This is a genomic window from Streptomyces sp. NPDC014764 (assembly GCF_043082785.1).
Lineage (GTDB): Bacteria > Actinomycetota > Actinomycetes > Streptomycetales > Streptomycetaceae > Streptomyces > Streptomyces althioticus.
Window position 1 is genome coordinate 746,700 of the sequence record NZ_JBIBXY010000002.1, and the last position, 24,071, is coordinate 770,770.

Consider the following 24,071-nt stretch of genomic DNA (forward strand, 5'->3'; position numbering starts at 1 on the left):
TGTTGCCTGGCGAGCCGAAAGAGAGACATGAGCACGAAGGTCATGAAGGTCGCACGGCCTGCAGGAAGCGCGGTGTAACGCGATGCATATCGTCATCATGGGCTGCGGCAGGGTCGGTTCCGCCCTGGCCCAGGCCCTGGAGGAACAAGGGCACACGATCGCCGTGGTCGACCAGGACCCCACCGCGTTCCGCCGGCTGGGCTCCTCGTTCGGCGGCCGCCGGGTCACCGGCGTCGGCTTCGACCAGGACACCCTGCGCGAGGCCGGCATCGAGGACGCCGGCGCCTTCGCCGCGGTGTCCAGCGGCGACAACTCCAACATCATCGCCGCCCGGGTGGCCCGCGAGATGTTCGGCATCGAGAACGTCGCCGCCCGCATCTACGATCCCCGGCGCGCGGAGGTCTACCAACGGCTCGGCATCCCGACGGTCGCCACGGTCCGGTGGACCGCCGACCAGATGCTGCGTCGGCTGCTCCCCTCGGGCGCCGAGCCGCTGTGGCGCGACCCCACCGGCGGGGTGCAGCTCGCCGAGGTGCACACGTCCACGGCGTGGGTGGGGCACCGCATCTCCCGGCTCCAGGACGAGACGGGCGTGCGGGTCGCGTTCCTCACCCGGCTCGGGGAGGCCATCCTGCCCAGCTCGCAGACGGTGTTGCAGGAGGGCGACCTGGTGCACGTGATGATGCGCACGGACGAGATCGACCGGGTCGAGGCGGCCTTCGCCAAGGGACCCGACGAGGAGGGCGGTCGCTGATGAGGGTCGCCATTGCCGGAGCCGGCGCCGTCGGCCGCTCGATCGCGGGCGAGCTGCTGGAGAACGGCCACGAGGTCCTGCTGATCGACAAGGCGCCGACCGCGATCTCGGTGGAACGCGTCCCGCAGGCGGAGTGGCTGCTCGCCGACGCCTGCGAGATCACGTCCCTGGACGAGGCGGCGCTCCAGCGCTGCAACGTCGTCATCGCCGCGACCGGCGACGACAAGGTCAACCTGGTCGTTTCGCTGCTGGCGAAGACCGAGTACGGCGTGCCCCGCGTCGTCGCCCGGGTGAACAACCCGAAGAACGAGTGGCTGTTCAACGAGTCGTGGGGCGTCGACGTCGCCGTCTCCACCCCGCGTCTGATGTCGGCGCTGGTGGAGGAGGCGGTCAGCGTCGGCGACCTGGTCCGGCTGCTGCGCTTCAGCCACGGCGACGCCAACCTGGTGGAGCTGACCCTGCCGGAGGAGTCCGCGCTGGCCGGCACGCAGGTCGGGGACGTGGAGTGGCCGCAGGACACCTCGCTGGTCACGATCATCCGCGGCACGCGGGTGCTGACGCCGACCCGCGAGGACTCCCTGGAGGCCGGCGACGAGCTGCTCTTCGTGGCCGCGCAGGCCCGTGAGGAGCAGCTGGAGGACCTGCTCTCGGTGCGCAAGCAGTCGTAACGAGGCGAGAAGTGAGGGGCGCCTGGACGGATCCGGGCGCCCCTCACACGTACAGCGGACTCAAGACTGGCGGCGGTGACGCCCGGCCGGCGCCTCTTCGCCCTCGTCCGCGGCGGCGGCCTTCCGCTCCTCCTCCGCGCGCTCCTCCGCCTCCATCTCGGCGAAGACGTCGATCGGCGGCGGGGCCTTCGCCAGGAACACCCAGGTCAGGTAGACGGCGAGCAGGAACGGCGGGATCTTCAGCGCGACCAGCACCCAGCCGAGCTGGGTGGTGTCCGCCCACCAGTACAGCGGGAAGAGGATGGCGCACTTGGCCAGCAGGATCAGGCCCCAGGCCCAGCTGGCCTTGGTGTACGCCTTCTTGCGGCCCGGGTTCCTGGTGCGCCAGGAGAGGTTCTCCTTGAACACCGGGCCCAGCATCAGGCCGATCAGGGGGACGCCCGCCATCGCCGTGACGATGTACGCCAGCGCCAGGCCCAGCGTGTACAGCATGCCCGGCAGGTAGAAGTCCTTGGCGTTGCCGGTCATCATCGCGAAGACCACGCCGAAGCCGACGCCGAAGACACCGCTGAACGCGTGCTTCACGGTGTCCCTGCGGACCAGCCGGACCACGACCATGACGAGCGCCACGCCGAGCGCCGCGAGCGCCGACATGTGCAGGTTCTTGTTGACCGTGTAGATGCTGACGAAGAGCAGCCCCGGCAGCACCGTCTCGACCATGCCCCGGACACCGCCGAACGCCTCGAACAGGGCGGCCTCCGTCACCGCCCGGGCGTCGTCCGCGGACGTGTCCGCGGAGGTCTCTTCGGTTGTCGGCTTGTCGAGCGACGTCACCGGCTACTCCCGTCCGAGGGGTCTCAGTTCGTATTTCGGATTGAACAGCACCCGGCGACCACGGCTCATGGCGATCCGGCCCGATGCGATCAGCTTGCGCCCCGGCTCTATCCCCGTGATGGAGCGCCTGCCGAGCCACACCACGTCCAGCGCGGCGGAGCCGTCGAACAGCTCGGCCTCCAGAGCCGGCACTCCCGCGCGCGGCCGCTGCGTGACCGTGCGCAAGGTACCAGTAACCGTGACGATCTCGCGGTCCTGGCAGTCACCTATTCGCGTGCAGCCGGCCGTCGCGGCGTCCTCGCGCAGCTCCTCCGACTCCAGGTCCTCCTGGGAGGACGAGAGGCGGTCGAGCATGCGGCGGAATCGGCCTGCCGGCTTCTCGGACCGAGGAACAGCACTCATATCTGAAGCGTACCGGGGTGCACTGACGGTTACGTACCCCCTGCTCGCCCGGTCCGAACGGCCCGCCGTCACTTCTCGAAGCGGTAGCCCATGCCGGGCTCGGTGATGAGGTGTCTGGGCCGCGAGGGGTCCGCCTCCAGCTTGCGGCGGAGCTGCGCCATGTAGACCCGCAGGTAGTTGGTCTCCGTCCCGTACGACGGTCCCCACACCTCCCGCAGCAGCTGCCGCTGCCCCACCAGCCGGCCCCCGGCGCGCACCAGCGCCTCCAGCAGATGCCACTCGGTGGGCGTGAGCCGTACGTCACGTCCGTCGCGGTGGACCTTCTTGGCGGCGAGGTCGACGGTGAACGTCCCGGTCTCCACGACCACGTCTCCCCCGTCGGCGGGTTCCGCGCGCCGTACGGCGGCCCGCAGCCGCGCGAGCAGTTCGTCCATGCCGAAGGGCTTGGTGACGTAGTCGTCGGCGCCGGCGTCCAGCGCCTGGACCTTCTCGCCCGAGGCGTGCCGCGCGGACAGCACCAGGATCGGCACCCGGCTCCACTCGCGCAGCCGCCGGATGACGTCGACGCCGTCCGTGTCGGGCAGGCCCAGGTCGAGGACCACCACGTCCGGGTGGCGGGCGGCGGCCGCGCGCAGGGCGCCCGCCCCGTCCTCGGCGGAGTCCACCTCGTACTGCCGGGCCCTGAGGTTGATCACCAGGGCCCGCACGATGGCCGGGTCGTCGTCGACCACCAGCACGCGGGTCATGAGGCTCGCCTTTCGTCCTGGGCGGTCACGGGGCCGCGCCCGTGCGGGCCGTTTTCCGGCCGGGAGTCCGCCGCCTGCAGAGTGAGGGTCATGGTGAGGCCGCCGCCGGGGGTGTCGTCGGCGTTCAGGGTGCCGCCCATGGCCTCGGTGAAGCCGCGGGCGACGGCCAGGCCCAGACCGACGCCGGAGCCGCGCGGGGCGTCCCCGTGCCGCTGGAACGGCGCGAAGATGCGCTCCTTGGCCTCGTCGGGTACGCCGGGGCCGCGGTCGACGACCCGCACCTCGACCCGGCCGGCGAGGGCGCTGGCGGCGACCAGCACCTTCTCCCCCGGCGGGCTGTACTTCACGGCGTTCTCGATCACGTTGGCCATCGCCCGCTCCAGCAGTCCGGGGTCGGCGTCGACCATGGGCAGGGTCTCGGGGACGTCCAGGGCGACGCTGTGCTCGGGCACTCCTCCGAGGGCGCGCGGCACCACCTCGTCCAGGTCGGTGCCGCGCATCAGCGGGGTGACGGTGCCGGTGTGCAGGCGGGACATGTCGAGCAGGTTGCCCACCAGGTGGTCCAGGCGGTCCGCGCCGTCCTCGATGCCCTCCAGCAGCTCTGCGCGGTCCTCCTCGGACCATTCGACGTCCTCGGAGCGCAGGGAGGAGACGGCCGCCTTGATCCCGGCCAGCGGGGTGCGCAGGTCGTGGCTGACGGCGGCGAGGAGCGCGGTGCGGATGCGGTTGCCCTCGGCGAGGGCGAGGGCGCGGTCGGCCTGTTCGCGCAGCCGCCGGCGGTCCAGGACGACGGCGGCCTGCGCGGCGAAGGCGGCCAGCACCCTGCGGTCCTCGGCGGGCGGCACCCGGCCGGTCAGCGCCAGCGCCATGTGGTCGCCGACGGGCACCTCCACGTCGGCGTCCTCGGGCCGTCCGACCGGGCGGCCGCGGCCGACACGGCCCGCGCAGGTCCACGGCTCGACGTCCCCGGCGCGTTCCAGCAGCGCGGCGGACTCCATGCCGAAGGTCTCGCGGACCCGCTCCAGAAGGTCCTCCAGGCCGGTCTCGCCGCGCAGCACGTTGCCCGCGAGGAACGACAGGATCTCCGACTCGGCGCGCAGCCGGGCCGCCTGCTGGGTGCGCCGGGCCGCGAGGTCGACGACGGACGCCACCGAGGCGCCGACCGCGACGAAGACCACGATGGCGACGATGTTCCGCGGGTCGGAGACGCTCCAGGTGTGCAGGGGCGGGGTGTAGAGGAAGTTGAGCAGCAGGGAGCCGACGGCCGCGGAGGCGAGGGCCGGCCACAGCCCGCCGAGGAGTGCCGCGGCGACCGTCACCGCCAGGAACATCAGCATGTCGATGGCGAGGCCGGGGTCGACGGCGCTGAGCAGCACCGCCAGGAGGACGGGCCCGGCCGTGCCGACCGCCCACCCCCAGGCGAGCCGCAGCCGCCCCAGCGGCGCGCCCCGGGCGACGGGCAGTCCGCGGCCCTTGGCGGCCTCCTCGTGGGTGACGATGTGCACGTCCAGGTCGGGTCCGCAGTCGCGGGCGACGGTCGCGCCGACGCCGGGACCGAAGACGTACTGCCAGGTACGGCGGCGGGAGGAGCCGAGGACGATCTGGGTGGCGTTGGCGCCGCGCGCGAAGTCGAGCAGCGCGGCGGGTATGTCGTCGCCGACGACGTGGTGGAAGCTGCCGCCGAGGTCCTCCACGAGGGTGCGCTGGGCGGCCAGCTCGCCGGGCGAGGCCGAGGTGAGACCGTCGCTGCGGGATATGTACACGGCGAGCAGCTGCCCGCCCGCGCCCTTCTCGGCGAGCCGCGCGGCCCGCCGGATGAGGGTGCGGCCCTCGGGACCGCCGGTCAGTCCGACCACGATCCGCTCGCGCGAGCCCCAGATCGCCGAGACGGCGTGCTCGCTGCGGTAGCGCTGGAGGTGGGCGTCGACCCGGTCGGCGACCCACAGCAGGGCGAGTTCGCGCAGGGCGGCGAGGTTGCCGGGGCGGAAGTAGCTGGAGAGCGCCGCGTCCACCTGGTCGGGCTGGTGGATGTTGCCGTGCGCCATGCGCCGGCGCAGCGCCTCGGGCGTCATGTCGACGAGTTCGACCTGGTCGGCGCGGCGCACCACCTCGTCCGGCACGGTCTCCGGCTCGCGTACGCCGGTGATGGACTCGACGGTGTCGCCCAGCGACTCCAGGTGCTGGATGCCGACGGTGGACAGCACGTCGATCCCGGCGGCCAGCAGTTCCTCGACGTCCTGCCAGCGCTTGGCGTTGCGGGAGCCGGGCGCGTTGGTGTGGGCGAGCTCGTCGACCAGGGCGACGCGGGGGCGGCGGGCGAGGACGGCGTCGAGGTCCATCTCGGCCACGGTCACGCCGCCGTGCTCCAGCCGCCGGTGCGGGACCTGCTCCAGGCCGGTCAGCAGGGCATCGGTGCGGGGTCTGCCGTGCGTCTCGGCGAAGGCGACGACGCAGTCGGTGCCCCGTTCGACGCGGCGGTGCGCCTCGGCGAGCATCGCGTAGGTCTTGCCCACCCCCGGCGCCGCGCCGAGGTGGATCCGAAGCTTGCCGCGTCCCATGGCCCCATTGTCTTCCGGTCGTGCTCCTGGCGGAGTCGACCTTAGGCCGCCGTGCGCGGCGGCCGGACGGCCGGCGGGGGCGCGGGGTCCGACCTTGACGCAACCCTGACGCGCCTGCCGGGGGCCGGGTCAGTGCTCGACGATGTGCCCGTCGCTCAGTTCGAGGACCCGGTCGGCCAGGTCGAGCAGGGTGGTGTCGTGGGTGGCGACGAGCGCGGTGACATTCTCGCTGCGGACGACCGCGCGCAGCAGTTCCATCACGGCGTGCCCGGTCTCGGCGTCGAGCTGGCCGGTGGGCTCGTCGGCGATGAGCAGCGAGGGGTTGTTGGCGAGGGCGCGGGCGATGGCGACCCGCTGCTGCTGGCCGCCGGACAGCTCGCCGGGCCGCTGGGCGGCGTGGTCGGCGAGGCCGACGAGGGACAGCAGCAGTTCGACGCGCTCCTCGCGCTCGCGGGGGTCCGCGCCGCGCAGCCGCAGCGGGACGCCGACGTTCTCGGCGGCACTGAGGATGGGGATGAGGCCGAAGGACTGGAAGACGAAGCCGACGCGGTCCCGGCGCAGGGCGAGCAGTCCCTCCTCGTCGAGGCCGGCGAGGTCCCGGCCCTCGACGTCGACCCGTCCCCGGTCAGGGGTGTCGAGCCCGCCGACGATGTTCAGCAGGGTGGTCTTGCCCGATCCCGAGCGCCCCTTGAGGGCGACGAGTTCGCCGCGCGGGACCTCGAAGGAGACGCCTCGCAGCGCGTGCACGGCGGCGGCGCCGCTGCCGTACGACTTGTGCACGTCCTCGACGCGCACCATGGCGTCGGTGATCGTCTGCCCCATTGTGGATGCCCTCCCCCGTGAACCGGGCGCCAGTATCGCTGTCCGGCGCCCGGCAGATCAACAGGGTCAGGCGGGGTTGTCCCCGTGGGTGAGGGTCTCCCAGGCGACGAACAGGTTGTTGGTGCCGGAGGGCCGGGTGCGTTCGGTCAGCGCCTGGGTGTTGGTCATGGCGAAGCCGAGGCGGTTGTGCATCGCGTTGTAGCCGACCTCGGTGACCGGGCCGAGGCCGAGGTGCAGGGTGCCGCCGCACAGCCAGCCGGGCACGGGTTCGCCCTGTTCGTACTTCGCCTGGAAGCCGAGCGCGTGCCGCAGCCGTTCGCCGACGTCGGTGCCGTAGAGGTCCTGGCCCTGGATGCGGCTGGTCTCGGCGACGTGCGAGATGGAGGAGATGCCGTAGCCGGTGTGCGTGAGGTCGCGGCAGGTCTCCTGGGTGAGGCCGGTGACGAAGGTGGACTGGTTCTGCCAGTACCGGACGATCTTGTCGCGGGTGTCGAGGTTCTGGCCCGGGACCGTCTTCGGCAGGGGCCCGTCGGAGGCCAGGTAGACGTAGGCGGCGGTACGGGTGCGGAACTTCGCCATGGCCTTGTCGTACGAGGCGCGGTCCTCCAGGAAGACGGAGATGCCGACGGCCGCCTCCATCATCGTCAGTTCCCAGTTCCCGTTGGAGTGGGAGCCGTTGATGATCTCGGGCAGGTAGACGTCGCGCAGCACGGTGGCGAAGCGGCCCTGGTTGGCCCAGCCGCCGGTGTAGGTGTGCTTGACGATCTCGGCGGCCTTGGCCCAGGAGGAGCCGGCCCAGCCGGTCTGCAGGGGCGCGTTGCTGTTGGTGTGGTCGCGGATCACGGCGGACCAGGCGTCCATGAGCTGGATGGCCTTGGTGGCGTGGCGTGCGTCGCGGGTGACGTACCACATGAGGGCCTGGGTGTACGCGGCGATCGCGTCCTCGCGCTCGTCGGTGCAGCCGAGGTTGGGGTTGGAGTACGAGCCGCACTCCACGACGGCGCGGGGCCTGGGTGTGCGGTTCAGGTCGGCGTACCTGCTCGCCGCCATGCGGTCGTAGGCGCCTTTCCAGGGCTGGGCGCCTGCCAGCACCTTGTTGCGGGCGAAGTCGAGCTGCCCCTTGGAGACGGTGACGCCGGGGTGCGTGAAGGTTGCCGGGGCGGCTTCGGCGGCTTCGGCGGGCGGGGCGTCGGGGTGGAGGGTGAGGGTGGCGGCGAGGGCCGTGGTCAGGAGGGCGAACAGGGTGGCGCGGAGGGGGCGGAGTCGTGGTCGTGAAGCGGACATGTGGGGGCCATCCGTTCCCGTACATGAACAGTGGGTGTCCCTTTGAACACCCGACTGATCCGGGACGGTAGGTCCGGACCAATGCGCCGTCAAGAGTCGCGGCACCAGAAGGCCGCCCCCTGCCCCCCCCGGGAACGACAGCGGCCCGCGGCAACCGGCCCCGAACGACCGGCCCCGCGGGCCACGACAGAGAACTGCGCTACCGCACTTCGGTGATCTCAGGTCCTCGCTGCAGCCGGCTCATCCCGCCCGCGAACCGCGACCCTTCCTCCTGCTGCACGCTCTCCGGCACCATCTGCGCATCGTTCGGCAGCTTCAGGACGATCGGATCGCGCGGGGCCATGGGCCCGTCCCCCCGCACCACGACCGTGTCCCGGAAGATCTGCTCCAGCAGACCCGCCGCCTGCGGCTGCACCGCGCCCTGACCGGAGATCACTCCGCGCAGGAACCAGCGGGGGCCGTCCACGCCGACGAACCGCACGACCTGGAAGCCGCCGGTGCCGTCCGGCAGCTGCACCGGCACCTGGGCGCGCAGCTCCCAGCCCAGCGGACCCTCGACCTCGTCGATGATGCCGCCCTGCTGGGTGATGCCGGACGCGATCTCCTCGCGCACCTCGCCCCAGATGCCCTCACGCTTGGGCGCGGCGAAGGCCTGCAGCTGGACGGCGCTGTCCTGCAGCACGACGGTGGCCGCGACGATCGCGTCGCCCGCGACCTCGACGCGCAGTTCCATGCCGTCCACACCGGGCACGAACAACCCGCCCAGATCGACCCGGCCCTCGCCGGGCTCGCGGACCTCGGAGCTGTCCCAGGGCCCGTCGGGCCGGGGCGCGGGCTCGAGCCTCAGGCGCCGGCCCTCCTCGTCCGCCTCCGCGTCGACACCGTCGACGACCTGCTCGGCCTCGCCGGCCGCACCGTCGGCGGCATCCGTCTTCTTGCGACGTCCGAACACGTCACTGTCCTTCCCGGTCGGATACGACCGAAGCGTATCGATTCCCACCCGCTGCACCGCCCATGGCGGCCTGAACGCTTGTGCCGCTCTTACCTTCCACCGCGGCGTGGCCGCCGGTGGATCCGAAGCCCCCCTCGGCCCGGGCCGATTCGGGCAGCTGCGCGACCGACACGAAGCGCACCCTCTCGACCTGCTGGACGACCAGTTGGGCAATCCGGTCGAAGCGCTCGAACCGCACGGACTCGCGCGGGTCGAGATTCACCACGATCACCTTGATCTCCCCACGGTACCCGGCATCAATCGTCCCCGGGGCATTCACCAGGGCGACGCCACAGCGGGCGGCAAGGCCGGATCGCGGGTGCACGAAGGCCGCGTACCCCTCCGGCAGCGCGACAGACACCCCGGTGGGCAGCACGGCCCGCTCCCCCGGGGCCAGCTCGCACGCCTCGGTGGTGCGCAGGTCGGCCCCCGCGTCGCCGGGGTGCTCGTACGCCGGAAGCGGTACGTCCGGGTCGACGCGCCGGATGAGCACCTCGAGCGCTCCGCGGCCGGCGCTCACGGGTTCACCTCGAAGGCGCGGGCCCGGCGGACCTGGTCGGGGTCCTCCATGGCGGCCTGGATCTCCTCCTGGCGGCCGTGGTCGATGAAGTGGTCCACCTTGACCTCGATGAAGAGCGCGTCCGCGCGGACGGCGACCGGTCCGTCGGGGCCGCCGATGTGTCCGGTGGCGGTGCAGTAGATCTTCCGTCCCGCCACGGCGGTCACCTCGGCCTTGAGGTGCAGCACGGTGCCCACGGGCACCGGCTGGACGAAGTCGGTCTCCAGCCGTCCGGTGACCGCGATGGTGCGGAGCAGCCAGTTCAGCGAGCCGAGCGTCTCGTCGAGGGCGGTGGCCAGCACGCCGCCGTGGGCGAGTCCGGGAGCGCCCTGGTGCGCGGGCTGCACGGTGAACTCGGCGGTGATCGACACGCCTTCACCGGCGCGCGCCTGGAGGTGCAGCCCGTGGGGCTGTTCCTCTCCGCATCCGAAGCACTGCCCGTAGTGGGCGCCCAGAAACTCGCCCGGTGCGGGGGCGTCGGGGTGGCGCACTGGCGGCACGGCGTCGGCGGGGGGCTGAAGAGCTGCGGAATTACCACTCACAGCCGCAGACCTTACCCGCCCGCCGGGAGGCGGCTGAGCACGCGTCCGCCCTGGCGCGGGACCCCCGTGGGAAGCGTGCCAAGCTTGGCTTCATGCAGCTTTCCGCCGCCCCGTACGAAGAACGCCTCACCGCTCCGCGCTCCTGGTGGCTCCTGTGCCTCCTGACCGGGCTCTCCTTCGCGCTGATCATGCTGCCGTTCGGCACCCTGCCGATGCTGGCCGGGCTGGCCGGCGGGACCGCGGCGGCGGCGGTCGTGGTGAGCTCGTACGGCTCGGTGCGGATCCGGGTCGTGAACGGTCATCTGATCGCGGGCGAGGCGAAGATCCCGGCGTCGGCGCTGGGTGACGCGGAGGTGCTGGACGCGGAGGAGGCGCGCGCCTGGCGCGGCCCGAAGGCCGACCCGCGCGCGTTCATGCTGCTGCGCGCGTACGTCCCCGGTGCGCTGCGGGTGACCGTCACGGACCCGCAGGACCCCACCCCGTACGTCTTCCTGTCCACCCGTGAGCCCGAGCGGCTGGCGCAGGCGCTCCGGGCGGCGAGGGACGGGGCGGACGCCTCTTAAGGGCCCGTCGGCGGGCCGCCGGGCAGGTCACCGGGGGTCGTCGTCCTTCCGGGGGCGGCCGGCGTCCATGTCGAGTTCCAGCGCGTGCTCGGGGAGGGCGTCGGCGGGGCGCTCCAGTGCCGGGAGCGCGGACAACTCGTCCCAGGGGACCTGGACCTTGCGCAGGTCGTCCCTGATGCGCGCGGCGAGCTTTCTGGTGTCGCGCCGGTTCATCACGGCGCCCACGGCCGCCCCCACGAGGAACGGCATCAGGTTCGGCAGGTTGCGCACCGTGCGCTTCATGATCCGCTGGCGCAGTTCGCGCTTCATGCGGCTGTTCAGCGCGGCGCTCACGGTGGAGGGCTTGGTCGCCTCGATGCCGCGCTCCTGGGACCAGGAGTTGAGGTAGACGGTGCTGCGCTGGGCGAGGGTGCCGGCGGGCCGTACGCCGTAGACCTCGTGGAGTTCGGCGATCAGTTTGAGTTCGATCGCGGCGACGCCGGTGACCTCGGCGGCCAGCTCCGTCGGCATCGCGGGCGGTACGGGCATCATGGCGGCCGCCCCGACGCCGGCCCCGACCGTCGCGGTGGCCTTCGCGGCACCCGCCACGAGCTTGTCGGCGATCTCCTCGGGACCGAGCCCGGGGAACTGCTCCCGCAGGGTCGCGAGGTCCCGTACGGGCACACGCGGGGCGATGTCGATGATCCGGTCGGCGAGGTGCGCCAGACCCGCGCGGGCGCGTGCGCCGCCCTTGCGGACGCCCTCCAGCGCCTTCTCCCGGACGACGGCGGTGCGCCTGCGCGCCATGGGCGCGGTGACCTCCACGGGCACCGGGAGGTCACCCCGGCCGGCCGGCGTCTCGAGCGAGGCCGCCCCGTCTCCGGTCCAGCCTCGCTCGGGTTCACGCGTGTCGTGCTGTGGGTCCTCGGTGGACCCTTGGTCCGCTCCCTTCGAGAAGAAGCGGCGCTTCCGCGGTGGGGTCGAGCCAGTCACGGCCGACCCCGCCTCAGTCGCAGTCGCGGCAGATCGGCTGGCCGTTCTTCTCACGGGCCAGCTGGCTGCGGTGGTGCACCAGGAAGCAGCTCATGCAGGTGAACTCGTCCTGCTGCTTGGGCAGCACCCGGACGGCCAGCTCCTCGTTCGAGAGGTCCGCACCGGGCAGCTCGAGGCCCTCGGCGGCCTCGAACTCGTCGACGTCCACGGCCGAGGCCGACTTGTCGTTCCGCCGGGCCTTCAGCTCTTCCAAGCTGTCCGAGTCGACGTCGTCGTCGGTCTTGCGTGGAGTGTCGTAATCGGTAGCCATGTCGCTCTCCCCCTCTGGGTGTATGCGGTGTCTCCAGCGCACGTAACGCGTGAGAGGCCGGACTTGTGCCCGACCTGAGGCGGAGATTTTGCCTCACATCAAGGTCTGTTACTCAATCGACACCCAACCGGACTCCTCACGAGTGATCGGCTTGGATGGCGATGGGGACCGTACACGGTCCCGATGCCGCACTACAAAGGCACCTCACCGTGTACTTCCCGTGAACGGGACCCTTGAAAACCGGGACTTTTCCGGCCTTCCGACGGGGTTCATGATCACGGAGAGTAGACGGCCGAATCGACGCACCTGTGATCGATCACACATGAATTCGATTGCGGTGGTGCTCAGGAATTCCGCCCGCAGCGAACACGGATCGCGGGCGGGGCATGATGTCAGATCGGAAGGGTGACACGCATCACGAGTCCTCCGCCCTCCCTCGGCTGCGCGTAGATGTGCCCGCCGTGCGCCCGGGCGACCGACCGCACGATGGACAGCCCCAGTCCCACTCCCTTGTCGCTGCCCGTCCGCTCGGTGCGCAGCCTGCGGAACGGCTCGAAGAGGTTCTCGACCTCGTACGCGGGGACGACCGGGCCGGTGTTGGACACCACGAGGACCGCCTGACCGTGCTGGACGTCCGTGGTGACCTCCACCCAGCCGTCCTCCGGGACGTTGTACCGGACGGCGTTCTGGACCAGGTTCAGGGCGATCCGCTCCAGCAGCACGCCGTTGCCCTTGACCACGGCGGGGCGGCGCGTGCCGCGGATGGTCACGTGCCGGGACTCGGCCTCGGAGGCGACCTGGTCGATGGCCTGGCCCGCCACCTCCGCGAGGTCGACGGGCCCCCGCTCCACGATCTGGTTGTCACTGCGGGCGAGCAGCAGCAGGCCCTCCACGAGCTGCTCGCTGCGCTCGTTGGTGGCCAGCAGCGTCTTGCCGAGCTGCTGGAGCTCCACCGGCGCGTTCGGGTCGGAGAGGTGCACCTCGAGCAGCGTGCGGTTGATCGCCAGCGGGGTGCGCAGCTCGTGCGAGGCGTTCCCCACGAAGCGCTGCTGGGCGGTGAACGCGCGCTGGAGCCGCTCCAGCATGTCGTCGAAGGTGTCGGCCAGCTCCTTCAGCTCGTCGTCCGGACCGTCCAGCTCGATCCGCCGGGACAGGTCCGAGCCCGCCACCGCGCGGGCGGTGCGGGTGATGCGGCCCAGCGGCGACAGCACGCGCCCGGCCATCGCGTAGCCGAAGGCGAACGCGATGACGGCGAGGCCGAGCAGGGCCAGCAGGGAGCGGCTGAGCAGGTTGTCCAGGGCGACCTGGCGCTGGTCGTCGATGCACTCGCTGATCGCGTTGTTGAACTCGGTCAGGGAGAGGTTGCCGTCGGCGATGCCCGGACAGTCGTTGCTGGAGACCTTCAGGCCGTCGAAGTCGACGATCTTGAACAGCGGCTGGCTGCCGGTGCGCAGGGCCTGCGCGGCGAGCAGGTAGATGATCGACAGCAGCAGGATGCCGGCGATCAGGAACATGCCGCCGTACAGCAGCGTGAGCCGTATGCGGATGGTGGGGCGCAGCCACGGCATCGGCGTGGGCGACCGGGGGTCCCAGGTGGGCTTGGGGGGCGCGGTGGGGGGCGCGGGAGTGGCAGCCATGGTCGGTGATCAGATCCGGTATCCGGAGCCGGGCACGGTCACGATGACCGGCGGCTCGCCCAGCTTGCGGCGCAGGGTCATGACGGTCACGCGCACCACGTTGGTGAACGGGTCGGTGTTCTCGTCCCAGGCCTTCTCCAGCAGCTGCTCCGCCGAGACCACGGCGCCCTCGCTGCGCATGAGGACCTCCAGCACGGCGAACTCCTTCGGCGCGAGCTGGACCTCCTTGCCGTCGCGGAAGACCTCGCGGCGGTTGGGGTCCAGCTTGATCCCGGCCCGCTCCAGGACGGGCGGCAGGGGCACGCTGGTCCGCCGGCCGAGCGCACGCACGCGTGCGATGAGCTCGCTGAAGGCGAACGGCTTGGGCAGGTAGTCGTCGGCGCCGATCTCGAGTCCCTCGACGCGGTCGCTGACGTCGCCGGACGCCGTGAGCATCAGCACGCGCGTGGGCATGCCGAGCTCGACGATCTTGCGGCAGACGTCGTCGCCGTGGACGAGGGGGAGGTCGCGGTCGAGGACGACCACGTCGTAGTCGTTGACGCCGATGCGCTCGAGGGCGGCCGCACCGTCGTACACGACGTCGACGGCCATGGCCTCCCGGCGCAGTCCGGTGGCCACCGCATCGGCGAGCAGCTGCTCGTCCTCGACGACGAGTACGCGCACGTCGCTTGTCCTTCCTCATGACCCGCCCGGCGGGCCGCGAGGGCGCGCACGCGGGCAGGGGTACGGGTGGGTGTGTTGCCTCCATCCTGCCCTTTTCGGCCGTAAGTCGGCTGTAAGGCGGCCGGTGCAGGGGATCACCGGCGGCCCCGCGACCGGGGAACGTGCGGACGAACGGCGCGGGAATACGAGAATTTCTCGCGAGGTTAGGTTTCCGCGGAAGGGAGCTTGGGGAGGACGGGTTTACATCCCGCGATCACGCTCTGCTTGCACCGCACCACCATGCGGTGCACACGGTCCGCTTCCGCAGAGCGGGCGTGGATGTCCGGTACCGTCGCCGCCCGGCCGAGCGGCGCCGGGCATCTGCCACGGACGTGATCGTCCCTTCCGACGGCACACCCCCGTGCCACCGACCCACCGACCCAGGACGAGGGGGCGCAGCATGGACGCATTCACCGCAGGACTTCTGCAGCGCATAAAGGCGACCGAGTCCGACCTGTCGCGGGCCCGCGACGAGGGCGACGACTTCCTCGTCGAAGTGGAGCAGGGCGAACTCGACGACCTGCGCCGCCTCGCGGCCGAGCACGGCGTGGAAGTCGGCGCCTACAGCGTCTGACCGACCGGCACGGAAGCGCCCGGCGGGCTCCGGTGGAGTGATCCACCGGAGCCCGCCGTCGTTCCTCAGGGGCACGCCCACGACAGCCCTCGGCGCGATGGGCCGACCGGCGGCCCGCCCGCACTCGGGTTCGCCGGGGGGCACCCGGCACCCGGGCCGAGGCGTGGATCTCGCCGACGCCTCGCCCTCCCGGACGCGGCGCGCCGCCTCTGCCTGGCTCGGCGAGCCGTAACCCGGGCTCCGTCGACGCCCGAACTGACGCACGGTCGCCAAATCGACGGCGTCGGCCCCGCTGCCACCGGCCGGTGCCCGCCGGCCGTTGCCGCCCGCCGGCCGTTGCCGCCCGCCGGCCGTTGCCGCCCGCGGGCCATTGCCGCACGACCGGGGCCGGCCGGCATCACCGCCGGCACGGTCCGGCCGAGGAGTCGGGCCTCCACAGGCAACCGCCGTCAACCGCGTCGGTCCGGCCGACGCGGCCGTCCGGTGTCGCCCGGCCCTGCAAGCCGCAGCCAAGTCGGCCGGGGCCGGCCGCACTCTCCACAGCAACGGCCCGGCCGAGCCGGGGATCTGCCCCGCAGACACCCCAGGTCAACCCCGTCGGCCCCGCTGAACCCGCCCGGCCGACGCTAGCCGTCCGCTGTCACCCGGCCCTGCGGGCCGTTCCCGCGGCGGCCCGGGGCCGGCCGGCTGCACCACGGAAGCGGTTCCCGCGACCGGGGAGGCGGCCGCTCAGGTGGGCGGCCGGCGGGATCGTGGGCCCGTCCCGGAGAGTCGGCGGCGTCAGCCGCCTTCTATGCCCCGAACTCCTCCAGCAGCGCCAGCAGCGGCTTCAGCACGCCCGGGGAGGCAGCCACCGTGAGGTCGGCCGACGGCCGGCTGTCCGGGTGAAGGCCGGTCGTCAGGGCGCCGGACTCACGGGCTATCAAGGCGCCCGCCGCCACGTCCCACGGGTGGAGGCCGCGTTCGTAGTAGCCGTCCAGGCGGCCCGCCGCCACGTCGCACAGGTCGATCGCCGCCGAGCCGCCGCGGCGGATGTCCCGCACCAGCGGGATCAGCCGGCGGGCGACCTCGGCCTGCTGTTCCCGGACGTCGGCGACGTAGTTGAAGCCGGTGGAGACCAGCGCCTGCTCCAGCGGCGGCGACGGCCGGCAGGCCAGGCGCCGCTCCCCCTCCCAAGCGCCCGTGGCCCACGCCCCGCCGCCCAGCACCGCGTGGTACTCCTCGCCGCGCATCGGGGCGAACACCGCGCCGGCCACGGCGACGCCGTCCTGCTCGGCCGCCACGGAGACGGCCCAGGTGGGCAGGCCGTACAGGTAGTTCACGGTGCCGTCGAGAGGGTCGACGACCCAGCGGACGCCGCTGCTGCCGGCCGTGGAGGCGCCCTCCTCGCCGAGGACGCCGTCCTCCGGGCGTCGCTCGGCGATCAGCCCGGTGATCAGCTTCTCCGCCGCGAGGTCCATCTCGGTGACGACGTCGACCGAGCTGGACTTGGTGGCGGCGACCGCGAGGTCGGCCGGGCGGCCGTCGCGCAGCAGCTCACCCGCGCGCCGGGCGGCCTCCCTGGCCAGTTCCAGCAGTTCCGCGTGCAGGGGGTCGGTCACGGGGCTCCTCAGGCGTAGGGGCTGTCGGCGCCCGCGGCGGCGGGACGCGGGGCGCGGGCGGGGCAGCAGCCCACCGGGCACAGGTCGTGGCTGGGGCCGAGCGCGCCGAGGGCACACCGGGTGACGTCCCGCCCGCTCTCGGCGGCGGCGCGCTCCACCACCAGCTCGCGGACGGCGGCGGCGAACCGCGGGTCGTCGCCGACGGTCGCCGAGCGGCGCACCGGCAGGCCCAGCTCCTCCGCCTTCGCGGTGGCCTCGGTGTCGAGGTCGTACAGGACCTCCATGTGGTCCGAGACGAAGCCGATCGGGGCCATGACGACCGCCGGGGCGCCGGCGGCCTTCCGCTCCTCGAGGTGGTCGCAGATGTCGGGCTCCAGCCACGGGATGTGCGGGGCGCCGGAGCGGGACTGGTAGACGAGCTGCCAGGGGTGGTCGACGCCGGTGCGCTCGCGGACGGCGTCGGCGATCAGCCGGGCCACGTCCAGGTGCTGCGCGACGTACGCGCCGCCGTCGCCGTGGGCCTCGACGGGGCCGGAGGTGTCCGCGGCGGCGGTGGGGATGGAGTGGGTGCAGAAGGCGATGTGCGCGCCGTCCCTGACGTCCTCGGGGAGGTCGGCGAGCGACCGGATCACGCCGTCGACCATGGGCTCGACGAAGCCGGGGTGGTTGAAGTAGTGCCGCAGCTTGTCGATCTTCGGCAGCTCCAGCCCTTCCTTCTCCAGCGTGGCGAGCGCGTCGGCGAGGTTCTCGCGGTACTGGCGGCAGCCGGAGTAGGAGGCGTAGGCGCTGGTGGCGAGGGTCAGGATGCGGCGGCGGCCGTCGCGGACCATGTCCCGGAGGGTGTCGGTGAGGTAGGGCGCCCAGTTGCGGTTGCCCCAGTAGACCGGCAGGTCCAGGCCGTGCTCGGCGAAGTCCTTGCGCAGGGCGTCCAGCAGGGCACGGTTCTGGTCGTTGATGGGGCTGACCCCGCCGAACTGGAAGTAGTGCTGCCCGACTTCCTTGAGGCGTTCCGTGGGGATGCCCCGCCCGCGCGTCACGTTCTCCAGGAACGGGACGACGTCGTCCGGGCCTTCCGGGCCGCCGAAGGAGAGCAGGAGCAGGGCGTCGTAGGGGCTGGCATCGAGCACGTCAGACATGTCTCGATCCTCCCACCCGGCACCGACAACGGGGACAGGGGCCGGGGGTGTCGGGGGAAGAAGGTGCCGTACATCACCGGCGCCTGCGGGCGATGCCGCCGGTAATCTGTATCGACTGCGGTAGCACCTTACTGATCTTGCGGAGAACCCAGTGCCCAGCCCCTATCGCGCCCTGTTCGCCGCCCCCGGCAGCAAGGCCTTCTCCGCCGCGGGGTTCCTCGGCCGGATGCCGCTGTCGATGACGGGCATCGGCGTCGTCACGATGATCTCCCAGGTGACCGGCAGGTACGGGCTGGCGGGCGCCCTCTCGGCGACCATCGCGCTGTCCGCCGCGCTGCTGGGCCCTCAGGTCTCACGCCTCGTGGACCAGCACGGACAGCGCCGGGTGCTGCGCCCGGCCGCGGTGTTGTCGCTGTCCTCCGGGACGGTGCTGCTGCTCGCCGTGCACCTGTCCTGGCCGGAGTGGGTGCTGTTCGTCGCCTGCGCGGGGATCGGCTGCGTGCCGAGCCTCGGCGCGATGGTCAGGGCCCGCTGGGCGGCGCTGTACCGCGGCACCCCGAGTCTGCACACCGCCTACTCGTTCGAGTCGGTGGTCGACGAGGTGTGCTTCATCATCGGTCCGATCGTCTCCATCGGGCTGTCCACGGCGTGGTTCCCGGAGGCCGGCCCGCTGCTGGCGGGCGGCTTCCTGGCGGTGGGCGTCTTCTGGCTGACCGCGCAGCGTGCCACCGAGCCGGAGCCGCACCCGCGTGAGCGCAAGGGCGGCGGCTCGGCCCTGCGGTCGCGCGGACTGAGGGTGCTGGTGGCGACGTTCGTGGCGACCGGCACGATCTTCGGCGCGGTGGACGTGGTGACGGTCGCCTTCGCCGAGGAGGAGGGACACAAGGCCGCGGCCAGCGTGGTGCTCGCGGTGTACGCCCTGGGTTCGTGCGTGGCGGGCCTGGTGTTCGGGCTGCTGCACTTCGCGGGACCGCCGGAACGCCGGTGGCTGCTCGGCGTTTGCGCCATGGCCGTGAGTATGATCCCACTCCTACTGGTCGGGAACTTGCCGTTTCTGGCCGTGGCGCTGTTCGTTGCGGGTCTGTCCATCGCTCCCACGATGATCACGACCATGTCCCTCATCGAAGAGCACGTACCTCGCGCGCAGCTCACCGAGGGGATGACCTGGGTGAGCACCGGGCTCGCGGTCGGCATCGCCCTCGGCTCCTCCGCCGGCGGCTGGGTGATCGACGCGGCCGGGGCACGCGCCGGGTACGGGGTTCCGGCGGCCGCCGGGGCCGTCGCGGTCGCGGTCGGTTTCCTCGGGTACCGCCGGCTCAAGCGACCGGCGCCGGGTCGGGGAGGCTTCGTTGGTCAGCACGACGAGCGCGAGGAACGGCACGTGGCGTAACTGGGGAGGCACCGTCTCCGTCCGGCCGGCCCGGGAGGTCACGCCGGCCTCGGTCGACGAACTGGCCGACGCCGTACGCCGGGCCGCCGAGGACGGGCTGCCGGTGAAGGCGGTGGGAGCCGGTCACTCCTTCACCTCCATAGCCGCCACCGAGGGCCTGCTGGTCCGCCCTCAGCTGCTGACGGGGATTCGGAGGATCGACCGCGAGGCGGGCACCGTCACCGTCGAGGCGGGCACCCCGCTGAAGCGGCTCAACGCCGCCCTCGCGCGCGAGGGTCTGTCGCTGACCAACATGGGCGACATCATGGAGCAGACGGTGTCCGGAGCCACCAGCACCGGCACCCACGGCACCGGCCGCGAGTCCGCCTCCATCGCCGCCCAGATCAAGGGCCTCGAACTGGTCACCGCCGACGGCTCGGTGCTCACCTGCTCCGAGAAGGAGAACCCGGACGTCTTCGCCGCCGCCCGGATCGGCCTCGGCGCCCTCGGCATCGTCACCGCCATCACCTTCGCCGTGGAGCCGCTCTTCCTCCTCACCGCGCGCGAGGAGCCCATGACGTTCGACCGGGTGTGCGCCGAGTTCGACGCGCTGCACGCCGAGAACGAGCACTTCGAGTTCTACTGGTTCCCGCACACCGGCAACACCAACACCAAGCGCAACAACCGCAGCGCGGGCCCCGAACGTCCTGTGCCGCCGCTGCGCGGCTGGTTCGAGGACGAGTTCCTCTCCAACGGGGTGTTCCAGGTCGTCAACTGGGTGGGCCGCGCCGCACCAGTGACGATCCCGGCCATCGCGCAGATCTCCAGCCGGGCGCTGTCCGCGCGGACGTACACCGACATCCCCTACAAGGTGTTCACCTCCCCGCGCCGGGTGCGCTTCGTGGAGATGGAGTACGCCGTGCCGCGCGAGGCGCTCGTGGACACGCTGCGGGAGTTGAAGGCGATGGTGGACCGGTCCCCGTTGCGGGTGAGCTTCCCGGTCGAGGTGCGCACCGCGCCGGCCGACGACATCACCCTGTCCACGGCGTCCGGCCGGGAGAGCGCCTACGTGGCGGTCCACATGTTCAAGGGGACGCCGTACCAGCGGTACTTCACCGCCGCCGAGCGCATTTTCACCGCACACGAGGGACGACCCCATTGGGGGAAGATCCACACCCGTGACGCCGAGTACCTCTCACGGGTGTATCCGCGTTTCGGCGAGTTCGTCGGGCTCCGGGACCGGCTGGATCCGGAACGCCGGTTCCGCAACGACTACTTGCGGCGGGTCCTGGGCGCGTAGTCCGCGCACGCGGCGGTAACCGGGCGCACGCCCCGGCGCCGCAGACATTGCCTCCGTTTCTGGCGATTGCGTGAAGTTCCCCACAAGTCCCCCACGTCCAGGGGTGGATGAGTGGGGCAACGGCGGCCAAGTCCCACCTCTTGCGTGAACTCGCACGGCGTGCCAATCCACGCACGTGGCCCAAATGGAGTACTGTTGCGAGCCCTGGGTCCGGACTCCCGTCAGGGTGCCCGGGTCCTCGGAGGACCGCCGGGAGGGGGCTAGTTGCACAGGGTGACGCATTTGGTCACTTAGCGTTGCGAATAGGTAACCGTGCCATAACGGCGATCCAGGGCCCGCGCCCGACACGCCGGGCAACTCGGCAAGGTTGTGGCAGGCTGCACCCGGGCAGGCCACACTCGACTAGCGGAAGCAGCGACGCACGTGACGTCGGCAGGCACCACCCGGGAGGTCCCCATGCCCGAACTGCGTGTCGTGGCCGTCTCGAATGACGGCACACGGCTGGTGCTGAAGGCTGCGGACAGCACGGAGTACACGCTTCCGATCGACGAACGGCTCCGCGCCGCCGTGCGCGGCGACCGTCCCCGCCTCGGCCAGATCGAGATCGAGGTGGAGAGCCACCTCCGCCCCCGCGACATCCAGGCGCGTATAAGAGCCGGTGCGACCGCGGAAGAGGTCGCCCAGATGGCCGGCATCCCCGTGGACCGGGTGCGGCGCTTCGAGGGCCCCGTCCTCGCCGAGCGCGCCTTCATGGCCGAGCGCGCCCGCAAGACGCCGGTCCGCCGCCCCGGTGAGAACTCCGGCCCCCCGCTGGGCGAGGCCGTGCAGGAGCGGCTGCTGCTGCGCGGCGCCGAGAAGGACACCGTGCAGTGGGACTCCTGGCGCCGCGACGACGGCACCTGGGAGGTCCTGCTGGTCTACCGGGTCGCGGGCGAGCCGCACTCGGCGAGCTGGACGTACGACCCGCCCCGGCGGCTCGTCCAGGCCGTCGACGACGAGGCGCGGTCGCTGATCGGCGAGTCCGACGATCTCGCCGCGCCCGAGCCCAGCTTCCCGTTCGTGCCGCGCATCGCCCGGCTGCCGCGGGACCGCCCGCTGGACCGTCCCGCCGACCGCGAGCGGCCCAGCCTGCCCGCGCAGGCGTCCGAGCCGGCCGAGGAGGCCACGGCGGCCACTGCCTCCGGCGAGCGCGACTCGCTGACCAGTCTGCTGGAGGCCGTGCCGAGCTTCCGCGGCGACCTGGTGGTGCCCGAGCGCCCCGAACCGGCCGCCGAGGAGCCTGAGTCCGAACCCGAGGCGGAGGAGCCTCCGGCGCCGGCCGCGTCCGCGGGCTCCGCGTACGCGGACGTTCTGATGCCCCGTTCGGTGGGCGGCCACCGCGATCGCCTCGTCGGCTCGACCGACCGCCAGGCCGAGGCGGACGGCGTCCGCCCGGGCCGCCGCGCGGCGGTCCCGAGCTGGGACGAGATCGTGTTCGGGACGCGACGCAAGAAACAGGAGTAGGCCGGCTTGCCGGCCCATAGCTCTTAGGGCGACGCCTCCCTACGCATCTCCGCGAGGACGGGTCGCCGCCCTGTCGGCCCTGCCGGGCCTCGTCCTCGAACGCCGGACGGGTTGAATCAGCCCCTCGGGCACCTGAGGAAAGGGCTGGGGGCCGGCGCCCCGACCATCCAGCCCCATCCGGTGTTTGAGAAGCGGGGCCCGGGGCTGAGCCCGGCTCAGCCCCTCCCGCGTTGGAGAACGAGACCCGGGGCGCGGCACCACCATCCAGCCCTTCCGGCGTTCGAGAAGCAGGGCCCGGGGCGGAGCCCCGGAGCGGCTACTGCGGTTCCGGTCCCACCGCCACCGGCCGCTCCGGGTCCGAGGACCACTCCGACCAGGAGCCGACGTACAGAGCCGCCGGGACACCGGCGACCTCCAGTGCCAGCACCTCGTGCGCCGCCGACACGCCCGAGCCGCAGTACACCCCCACCGGGACGTCCCGCGTCGCGCCCAGCTCGCCGAAGCGGGCGCGCAGTTCGGCGGCGGGCCGGAAGCGGCCGTCCTCGTCCACGTTGTCCGACGTCGGCGCGGACAACGCGCCCGGGATGTGGCCGCCGACGGGGTCGATCGGCTCCACCTCGCCCCGGTACCGCTCCGCCGCACGTGCGTCCAGCAGCACCCCCGACCGCGCCAGCGCCGCAGCGCCGTCCGCGTCCAGCACGGCGCCCTCCGCCGGCTTCGGCACGAAGTCGCCCTCGGCCGGCGTCGGCGCCTCCGTCTCCAACGGGCCGCTCCAGGCGGGCAGCCCGCCGTCCAGGACCCGTACGTCCGGGTGGCCGGTCCACCGCAGCAGCCACCAGGCGCGGGCCGCGGCCCACCCGATGCCGCCGTCGTACGCGACCACGGGCGTCCCGGCGGACACGCCCGCGCGCCGCATCGCCGCACCGAACACGTCGAGGTCCGGAAGCGGATGGCGTCCATGCGGGCCCGGTGCGGACGCCAGTTCGCGGTCCAGGTCGACGAAGACGGCGCCGGGGACGTGGCCGGACGCGTACGCGGCCCGGCCGTCGAACGGCTGACCGCTCGCGGCGGCCGTGCTGAGCTGCCAGCGGACGTCGAGCAGGACCGGAGGACGCTCCGACCGCAGCGCGTCCGCGAGTTCGGATGCGGAGATGATGGCGTTCATGGTCACCATCCTCGCGCACGGGGTGGCCGACTCGTCCCGGTCCGGCTACTCTGCTCGGCCGGGCACATCCGGTCACCGGGCGTACGGGATCGGGCACATACGGTGTCGGCTGCGGTGCGGGAACGATCCGCCGGGCCGGACACGGGACGGCCCCCTTGCAGGGGCGAGCGGACACGGCCGACGTACGGGCGGCCGAGAAGAGAGTGACGATGACCGACGCACGGGGGAACGCCCGCCCGAACAGCGACGGGTCCGCCCGGCAGACGCCCGGCACACCCTGCTGGGTGAGCCTGATGGCGCGCGGACTCGACGCGACCGAGCAGTTCTACGGGGCGCTGTTCGGCTGGGAGTTCCGGCCCGGCCCGCGGCCGCTGGGCCCGTACGTGCGTGCCGTGCTCGACGGCCACGCGGTGGCAGGGATCGGGGTGCTGCCCCCGGACCGGCGGCTGCCCGTGGCGTGGACGCCGTACTTCGCCTCGGACGACGTGGATCTGACGGCCGAAGCGGTGCGGTCCTGCGGCGGGACCGTGGGCGTGGGGCCGCTGGACGCCGACGACGCGGGGCGGCTGGCGCTCGCCTCGGACCCGAGCGGCGCGGTCTTCGGCATCTGGCAGGCGGCCGACGGCGCCGTCGCGGGCGCCACCGGCCGGCCCGGCACCCCGGCGTGGAACGAATTGACCACCTTCGAGACCACGAACGTGGCCAAGTTCTACGAGACCGTGTTCGGCTACGACGAGGATCCGGTCGTCTCCGCCGACCTGGACTACGTGACGCTGCACCTGGACGGCCGTCCGGTGGCCGGCGTCCACGGCCTCGGCAACGCGCTGCCCCGGGACCGGGGACCGTACTGGACGACGTACTTCACGGTGACGGACACCGACGACGCGGTGGACCAGGTGCTGCATCTCGGCGGCCAGGTGCTCGGCGGCCCCCGGGACACCGAACACGGCCGGGTCGCCACGGTGGCCGACCCGGAGGGGGCGCGGTTCGCGCTGGTGCGGAAGGCGGGCTGACGCCTCTCGGTAAGGTGCCTCCCAGCGGGACGCCTCACCAGGGGACGCCTCACCACAGGACGCCTC

24 protein-coding genes are annotated in these 24,071 nt (G+C 72.5%); 8 read left to right on the plus strand and 16 right to left on the minus strand.

What is annotated here, in order from left to right:
• Positions 1-82 precede the first annotated feature (82 nt).
• A complete protein-coding gene (locus tag ACF1AG_RS08365; RefSeq protein ID WP_359599404.1) occupies positions 83-754 on the plus strand; it encodes a TrkA family potassium uptake protein in 672 nt (223 codons plus the stop codon).
• Entirely contained in the window at positions 754-1,422 is a 669-nt protein-coding gene (locus ACF1AG_RS08370) for a TrkA family potassium uptake protein (protein ID WP_033278031.1), read from the plus strand. Before ACF1AG_RS08365 ends, ACF1AG_RS08370 begins: the two co-directional genes overlap by 1 nt.
• 60 nt (positions 1,423-1,482) lie before the next feature.
• Here ACF1AG_RS08370 and ACF1AG_RS08375 read toward each other — a convergent pair whose 3' ends face one another.
• The 9 genes from ACF1AG_RS08375 to ACF1AG_RS08415 all read right to left on the minus strand — a co-directional run bounded on the left by ACF1AG_RS08375 (position 1,483) and on the right by ACF1AG_RS08415 (position 10,160).
• Complete coding sequence (locus ACF1AG_RS08375) at positions 1,483-2,256, minus strand: DUF3159 domain-containing protein (protein WP_359599406.1); 774 nt, start codon at positions 2,254-2,256, stop codon at positions 1,483-1,485.
• A 3-nt stretch (positions 2,257-2,259) separates the two neighbouring features.
• On the minus strand, positions 2,260-2,658 hold the full coding sequence (locus ACF1AG_RS08380; protein ID WP_086703654.1) for an OB-fold nucleic acid binding domain-containing protein: 399 nt from the start codon (positions 2,656-2,658) through the stop codon (positions 2,260-2,262).
• A 68-nt stretch (positions 2,659-2,726) separates the two neighbouring features.
• Entirely contained in the window at positions 2,727-3,404 is a 678-nt protein-coding gene (locus ACF1AG_RS08385; protein ID WP_163089301.1) for a response regulator, read from the minus strand.
• Positions 3,401-5,962, minus strand: a complete 2,562-nt coding sequence (locus ACF1AG_RS08390) for an ATP-binding protein (protein ID WP_359599408.1) — start codon at positions 5,960-5,962, stop codon at positions 3,401-3,403. The genes ACF1AG_RS08385 and ACF1AG_RS08390 overlap by 4 nt, the downstream gene beginning before the upstream one ends.
• Before the next feature lie 129 nt (positions 5,963-6,091).
• Complete coding sequence (locus ACF1AG_RS08395) at positions 6,092-6,784, minus strand: ABC transporter ATP-binding protein (RefSeq protein ID WP_359599409.1); 693 nt, start codon at positions 6,782-6,784, stop codon at positions 6,092-6,094.
• 66 nt (positions 6,785-6,850) lie between these two features.
• The gene (locus ACF1AG_RS08400) at positions 6,851-8,068 is read right to left on the minus strand and encodes an alginate lyase family protein (protein ID WP_359599411.1); all 1,218 of its coding nucleotides are present in this window, start codon (positions 8,066-8,068) and stop codon (positions 6,851-6,853) included.
• A 199-nt stretch (positions 8,069-8,267) separates the two neighbouring features.
• The gene (locus ACF1AG_RS08405; RefSeq protein ID WP_359599413.1) at positions 8,268-9,020 is read right to left on the minus strand and encodes a DUF3710 domain-containing protein; all 753 of its coding nucleotides are present in this window, start codon (positions 9,018-9,020) and stop codon (positions 8,268-8,270) included.
• 1 nt (position 9,021) lies between these two features.
• Positions 9,022-9,579: a dUTP diphosphatase gene (dut, locus tag ACF1AG_RS08410; protein WP_359599415.1), complete on the minus strand. Its 558-nt coding sequence runs from the start codon at positions 9,577-9,579 to the stop codon at positions 9,022-9,024.
• Positions 9,576-10,160 (minus strand): PaaI family thioesterase, encoded by a 585-nt coding sequence (locus ACF1AG_RS08415; RefSeq protein ID WP_359599417.1) that lies wholly within the window; start codon positions 10,158-10,160, stop codon positions 9,576-9,578. Before ACF1AG_RS08415 ends, dut begins: the two co-directional genes overlap by 4 nt.
• A gap of 92 nt (positions 10,161-10,252) precedes the next feature.
• On the opposite strand from ACF1AG_RS08415, the gene ACF1AG_RS08420 reads away from it, so the two are divergent.
• Complete coding sequence (locus tag ACF1AG_RS08420) at positions 10,253-10,723, plus strand: DUF3093 domain-containing protein (RefSeq protein ID WP_359599418.1); 471 nt, start codon at positions 10,253-10,255, stop codon at positions 10,721-10,723.
• A gap of 27 nt (positions 10,724-10,750) precedes the next feature.
• On the opposite strand, the gene ACF1AG_RS08425 is transcribed toward ACF1AG_RS08420, so the two are convergent.
• The 4 genes from ACF1AG_RS08425 to ACF1AG_RS08440 form a co-directional block, all read right to left on the minus strand.
• A complete protein-coding gene (locus ACF1AG_RS08425; RefSeq protein ID WP_359599419.1) occupies positions 10,751-11,695 on the minus strand; it encodes a hypothetical protein in 945 nt (314 codons plus the stop codon).
• A 13-nt stretch (positions 11,696-11,708) separates the two neighbouring features.
• Positions 11,709-12,005, minus strand: coding sequence for a DUF4193 domain-containing protein (locus tag ACF1AG_RS08430; protein ID WP_003993510.1), 297 nt, complete (start codon positions 12,003-12,005; stop codon positions 11,709-11,711).
• A 392-nt stretch (positions 12,006-12,397) separates the two neighbouring features.
• Entirely contained in the window at positions 12,398-13,642 is a 1,245-nt protein-coding gene (locus ACF1AG_RS08435; RefSeq protein WP_033278020.1) for a HAMP domain-containing sensor histidine kinase, read from the minus strand.
• Between the two features lie 9 nt (positions 13,643-13,651).
• The gene (locus ACF1AG_RS08440; RefSeq protein WP_003993508.1) at positions 13,652-14,305 is read right to left on the minus strand and encodes a response regulator transcription factor; all 654 of its coding nucleotides are present in this window, start codon (positions 14,303-14,305) and stop codon (positions 13,652-13,654) included.
• A 439-nt stretch (positions 14,306-14,744) separates the two neighbouring features.
• Between ACF1AG_RS08440 and ACF1AG_RS08445 the strand changes: the two genes are divergently transcribed.
• Entirely contained in the window at positions 14,745-14,918 is a 174-nt protein-coding gene (locus ACF1AG_RS08445; RefSeq protein ID WP_199785258.1) for a hypothetical protein, read from the plus strand.
• Positions 14,919-15,709: 791 nt separating this feature from the next.
• Here the strand turns inward: ACF1AG_RS08445 and ACF1AG_RS08450 are convergent.
• Together ACF1AG_RS08450 and ACF1AG_RS08455 are read right to left on the minus strand one after the other, a co-directional pair.
• Entirely contained in the window at positions 15,710-16,519 is an 810-nt protein-coding gene (locus tag ACF1AG_RS08450) for an inositol monophosphatase family protein (protein ID WP_359604189.1), read from the minus strand.
• 8 nt (positions 16,520-16,527) lie between these two features.
• Positions 16,528-17,655: a ferrochelatase gene (locus ACF1AG_RS08455; protein ID WP_359604187.1), complete on the minus strand. Its 1,128-nt coding sequence runs from the start codon at positions 17,653-17,655 to the stop codon at positions 16,528-16,530.
• Between the two features lie 151 nt (positions 17,656-17,806).
• Between ACF1AG_RS08455 and ACF1AG_RS08460 the strand changes: the two genes are divergently transcribed.
• The 3 genes from ACF1AG_RS08460 to sepH all read left to right on the plus strand — a co-directional run bounded on the left by ACF1AG_RS08460 (position 17,807) and on the right by sepH (position 21,827).
• Positions 17,807-19,045, plus strand: a complete 1,239-nt coding sequence (locus tag ACF1AG_RS08460) for an MFS transporter (protein WP_359604185.1) — start codon at positions 17,807-17,809, stop codon at positions 19,043-19,045.
• Complete coding sequence (locus ACF1AG_RS08465; RefSeq protein ID WP_387795661.1) at positions 19,005-20,324, plus strand: D-arabinono-1,4-lactone oxidase; 1,320 nt, start codon at positions 19,005-19,007, stop codon at positions 20,322-20,324. The genes ACF1AG_RS08460 and ACF1AG_RS08465 overlap by 41 nt, the downstream gene beginning before the upstream one ends.
• Before the next feature lie 456 nt (positions 20,325-20,780).
• Positions 20,781-21,827: a septation protein SepH gene (gene sepH, locus ACF1AG_RS08470; RefSeq protein WP_387795662.1), complete on the plus strand. Its 1,047-nt coding sequence runs from the start codon at positions 20,781-20,783 to the stop codon at positions 21,825-21,827.
• 316 nt (positions 21,828-22,143) lie between these two features.
• Here the strand turns inward: sepH and ACF1AG_RS08475 are convergent, their stop codons facing one another.
• Positions 22,144-22,992, minus strand: a complete 849-nt coding sequence (locus ACF1AG_RS08475) for a sulfurtransferase (protein WP_391809510.1) — start codon at positions 22,990-22,992, stop codon at positions 22,144-22,146.
• A gap of 209 nt (positions 22,993-23,201) precedes the next feature.
• Here ACF1AG_RS08475 and ACF1AG_RS08480 point away from each other — a divergent pair, with 209 nt between their 5' ends.
• Positions 23,202-24,005, plus strand: coding sequence for a VOC family protein (locus tag ACF1AG_RS08480; RefSeq protein WP_359604177.1), 804 nt, complete (start codon positions 23,202-23,204; stop codon positions 24,003-24,005).
• Positions 24,006-24,071: the final 66 nt, after the last annotated feature.